This window comes from Streptomyces beijiangensis (genome assembly GCF_017315755.1).
Classification (GTDB): Bacteria; Actinomycetota; Actinomycetes; order Streptomycetales; family Streptomycetaceae; genus Streptomyces; species Streptomyces beijiangensis.
This window is the reverse complement of record NZ_JAFLRJ010000053.1, coordinates 1-4,326: the sequence shown is the minus strand read 5'-3', so window position 1 is coordinate 4,326 and position 4,326 is coordinate 1. Positions and strand designations below refer to the sequence as shown.

Here is a 4,326-nt window from a genome sequence, read left to right as displayed (position 1 = left end):
TTCCTTTGTACTCACCCTCTCGGGCTTTCCTCCGGGCGCTTCCCATTCGGTGTTCCACTACTCTATCAGGCCTTTTCGCTCTCCCTGACCACCCATTCTGCAGACATGCAGAAGCGGAATCCGGGTTAGGATCTTGGCTTATTAGAGGCCGCCGACCCCCGACTCAAAGTCGCGTTGGGGTCAGGCAGGAGTACGACAGTACAGGGCGTGAGCAGACGAGGCAAATCGTTTGCGGTACGCCCCTAGGTCCGCCAACCGGTCGCTCTCGTGCGGAACCGGGACTTCTTATGACTTACCCTTCTGAACAGTACGCCGTCCTGGACAGGTAGCGACGGCGGCACACGAATCTCCATCCCCTGGGAGGCTCCCTATGACCAGCGTGACATCCCCGCTCGCCGGACGCGTCATCGGACTCGCCGCAGTGCCGGACCCCGTGTTCTCCGGCGCGATGGTGGGCCCCGGCACCGCTATCGACCCCGTACGCGAGCCGTCCGCGGCCGTGTCCCCGGTCGACGGCATCATCGTCTCCCTGCACCCGCACGCCTTCGTCGTCGTGGACGACCAGGGGCACGGTGTGCTGACGCACCTCGGTATCGACACCGTTCAGCTCAATGGCGAGGGCTTTGAGCTGCTCGTCAACAAGGGCGACACTGTGAAGCGCGGCCAGGAGATCGTCCGGTGGAACCCGGCGGCCGTCGAGGCTGCGGGCAAGTCTCCGGTGTGCCCGATCGTGGCACTCGAGGCCACCGCAGAGTCCCTCTCCGACGTCCGTGAGGACGGCGACGTCAAGGTCGACGACGTTCTCTTCACCTGGCAGTGACATCGGCGCCGTCACGACGGCGAGTTGGACATCCACCGCGGCGAAACGGTTCGCCGCAACAATCGGAGACGGGTGAAATGCAGACAACGCTGCGAGGCGTCGGCGTGAGCCACGGTGTGGCAATCGGCGAGGTTCGGCACATGGGCACGGCAGTTCTCGAGCCGCCGGCCAAGCAGATTCCGCCGGAGGAGGCCGACCGCGAGCAGGGGCGCGCTCGGCAGGCCGTGGAAGCTGTGGCAGCTGACCTGATTGCTCGTGGCAATCTGGCCGGTGGCGAGGCACAGCACGTGCTCGAGGCCCAGGCGATGATTGCCCAGGACCCCGAGCTCATGGTCGATGCCGACCGGCGGATCGCCGTCGGGTCCACCGCCGAGCGGGCGGTGTACGACGCTTTCTCGCACTACCGGGAACTGCTGGCCGGCGCCGGTGAGTACATGGCGGGACGCGTTGCGGACCTCGACGATGTACGGAACCGGATCGTGGCGCGGCTGCTCGGCGTTCCGATGCCGGGCGTGCCGGACAGCGACGAGCCCTACGTTCTGATCGCGCGGGATCTCGCCCCCGCCGACACTGCGCTTCTGGACCCCACGCTGGTCCTCGGTTTTGTGACCGAGGAGGGCGGGCCGACCAGCCACAGCGCCATTCTGGCGCGTGCCTTGGGCGTTCCCGCCATCGTCGCCCTCCCGGGCGCGGGTGAGCTGGCCGAGGGCACGCTCATTGCCGTGGACGGCAGCACTGGGGAGCTCTTCGTCGAGCCGAGCGCCGAGAAGCGTGCGGAGATGGAGGCCTCCGCGGCCGCGCGCAAGGCGGCGCTGGCCGGTTCGAGCGGGCCCGGTGCCACCTCGGACGGGCACAAGGTGCCGCTGCTCGCCAATGTCGGCGGTCCGGGCGATGTGCCCGCGGCGGTCGAGGCAGGTGCCGAGGGCGTCGGTCTCTTCCGTACCGAGTTCCTGTTCCTCGACGACTCCGCCAAGGCGCCGTCGGAGGAGAAGCAGATCGCGTCGTACCGCGCGGTGCTCGAGGCCTTCCCCGAGGGCCGTGTGGTGGTGCGGGTGCTGGACGCCGGCGCCGACAAGCCGCTGGACTTCCTGACGCCGGCCGACGAGCCCAACCCGGCACTCGGCGTGCGCGGGCTGCGTTCGCTCCTTGAGCACCCCGATGTGCTGCGCACTCAGCTCACCGCGCTGGCCAAGGCTGCCGAGGGGCTTCCGGTCCACCTCGAGGTCATGGCACCGATGGTGGCCGACCGGATCGACGCCAAGGCGTTCGCCGACGCGTGCCGCGAGGCCGGGCTGCAGGCGAAGTTCGGCGCGATGGTGGAGATTCCGTCAGCCGCTCTGCGGGCGCGGTCGATTCTGCAGGAGGTCGAGTTCCTTTCCCTGGGCACCAATGACCTCGCGCAGTACGCCTTCGCCGCCGACCGTCAGGTCGGTGCGGTGTCCCGTCTGCAGGACCCGTGGCAGCCCGCACTGCTCGACCTGATCGCCATGTCGGCCGAGGCCGCTTCGGCCGAGGGCAAGAGCTGTGGCGTGTGTGGCGAGGCCGCCTCCGATCCGCTGCTCGCCTGTGTACTCACGGGGCTCGGTATCACCAGCCTTTCCATGGGTGCGGCTTCGATTCCGTATGTGCGCGCGACGCTCGCGAAGTACACGCTCGCCCAGTGCGAGCGCGCTGCGGTTGCCGCCCGTGCCGCGGACACGGCCGAAGAGGCCCGTGTCGCCGCTCAGGCGGTGCTGTCCGGCGAGTGACCGGTTGCGGGCTCTCGTGTGAGTCGAGTTGAACGTGAGGGGCTTCCAGCCGGAGACGGCGGGAAGCCCCTCACGTTTCAGTGGTGGGGTTCTTCCTCGGGGAGCGCGAAGCCCGCGCAGTACTCGACGCCCGATTCGGGGGCGACCGGGTCGCCGGTTTCCGCGTCCGTGCAGTACGCGTTGAAGACCTCACCGGCGGTGAGCGGAGCCAGTCGGCCCCCGTTCAGCTTCCAGCCATGGACCCGGTCGGCCTCACCCCGCCCGCTCGTACGCAGGACCACTCCCCCGGGGCTCTCGGTCGCGATGCCCGCAGCGAGGACCGTGATGAACGCGGCTCCCTCCGCGTGGTCGAGCCGGGCAGGCTGTCCCGTGAGCCGTTCCGCGTGGAGGACGGCCAGGAGCGGTTCGTCCTCCGTGGGCACGCTGCATACGAGATGGTGGACGCCGGGGCCCGCACCTTCGAGCAGGTGCAGCAACCTACGGGAGGCCTGGGCGAACGCCGACTGGCCGACGTCGGCGCCGCAGTCTGCGCACTCCCCCAGCCCGGCAAGGAGCATCGTCGCGTACTCCCAGGTTGCCTGGTTCACCGCTTCGTTGATGAGCTGGGGAACGAGGTGCTCGATGGACTGGCCGCCGTACAGGACGCAGGCGCCGGCCGATGCGATGTCCGCCGTGAAGCGCGTCCGGCTGTCGGCGGAGTCCGGGTCGAGGCCGGACGCCTCGCAGAAGTCCGCGTACTCCGCCGGATCGAAGAGGGCGACCGTGGTGTGCACGCCCTGCGAGGTGAGGGACCTCAGCAGGCCGTCGATCTGGTCGAGATAGACCTGGTGGTCGTCGAAGGCGAAGGTGTCGTAGCACCGCATCGCCGCGAAGTCCTGCTCGTCCGCCAGCAGGCCCACGGTGCTGGGCACTTCACGGCGCAGTGCGCGCCGCAGGGACCTGGACCGCTGCGTCGTGCGGTTCTTCGTGCGGTTCGTCGTGCGGTTCGTCGTGTTGTTCGTCTGCGCCATGTCTCCCCCTGTGCGCTGCGATCAATGCTCACTCACCGTAACCGGGGCCACTGACAGTGCCCGTTGCGGCAGCCGGTTCCGTACGAGACGGCGCTGGGCCGCGACCATCGCGATCACCCCCGCGCCCAACAGCGGCCAGGCGAAGGGGCCCGCGGCGATGACCGCGGTGACCAGCAGCGGGCCCCCACTGCGCTGGGCCGAGGAGGACAGGCCGTGCACTCCGAGATAGGCGCCCTGGGCGTCGCCGGGGGCGAGCGCCACGGAGAGCTCCCACGAGGCGATGGAGTGGAGTATCTCCGCGAAGGTGAAGGCGACGGCCGCGCACGTGAGGGCGGCGATCGCCAGCCCCGTGCCACCCGCGGTCGAGACGGTCATGGCCGCGCAGCCTGCGACGAAGCAGGCGACGAGCGGGAGAAGCAGAGCGCAGGCCTTCTCCGGTGTGCTCCCGAAGCGGGACAGCGGGACCTGGCAGAGGACGACCAGGACGCAGTTGAGGACCATGAGAAGCGGGACCATGCCGTGCGGTACGTCGGTGGCGTGGACGATCCACAGGGGCATGCCGACCTGCAGTACGGCGTCGTCGAGGAAGAGCGCCGCCTCGGTGGCGGTGAAGAGGAGGTACCTGCGGTCGCGCCAGGGGCTGGGGGCCGGGGCGGCCGGGACCGGGTGCGAGGAGCCGGTGACGGTTCGGGAGGGGGAGGGCGGTTCGGCGCAGCGGAAGGTGAGGGCCGCCGCGGCGGCGAAGCTG

At 69.5% G+C, this 4,326-nt stretch carries 4 protein-coding genes; 2 read left to right on the top strand and 2 right to left on the bottom strand.

All coding sequences use genetic code 11. The features are described 5' to 3' along the window. The first annotated feature begins 370 nt into the window (after nt 1-370). Both J0695_RS06335 and ptsP read left to right on the top strand, forming a co-directional pair. Nucleotides 371-820 carry a PTS sugar transporter subunit IIA gene (locus J0695_RS06335; protein WP_206960846.1) on the top strand — a complete coding sequence of 150 codons (450 nt, stop codon included), beginning with the start codon at nt 371-373 and terminating at the stop codon, nt 818-820. A 77-nt stretch (nt 821-897) separates the two neighbouring features. Further along, nucleotides 898-2,568: a phosphoenolpyruvate--protein phosphotransferase gene (gene ptsP / locus J0695_RS06330; RefSeq protein WP_206960845.1), complete on the top strand. Its 1,671-nt coding sequence runs from the start codon at nt 898-900 to the stop codon at nt 2,566-2,568. 77 nt (nt 2,569-2,645) lie between these two features. On the opposite strand, the gene J0695_RS06325 is transcribed toward ptsP, so the two are convergent. Both J0695_RS06325 and J0695_RS06320 read right to left on the bottom strand, forming a co-directional pair. Further along, nucleotides 2,646-3,578, bottom strand: coding sequence for a DUF8829 domain-containing protein (locus J0695_RS06325; RefSeq protein ID WP_206960844.1), 933 nt, complete (start codon nt 3,576-3,578; stop codon nt 2,646-2,648). A gap of 21 nt (nt 3,579-3,599) precedes the next feature. Continuing rightward, nucleotides 3,600-4,326, bottom strand: a 727-nt coding sequence (locus J0695_RS06320) for an MFS transporter (RefSeq protein WP_505383604.1), incomplete at its 5' end; no start/stop codon positions are given.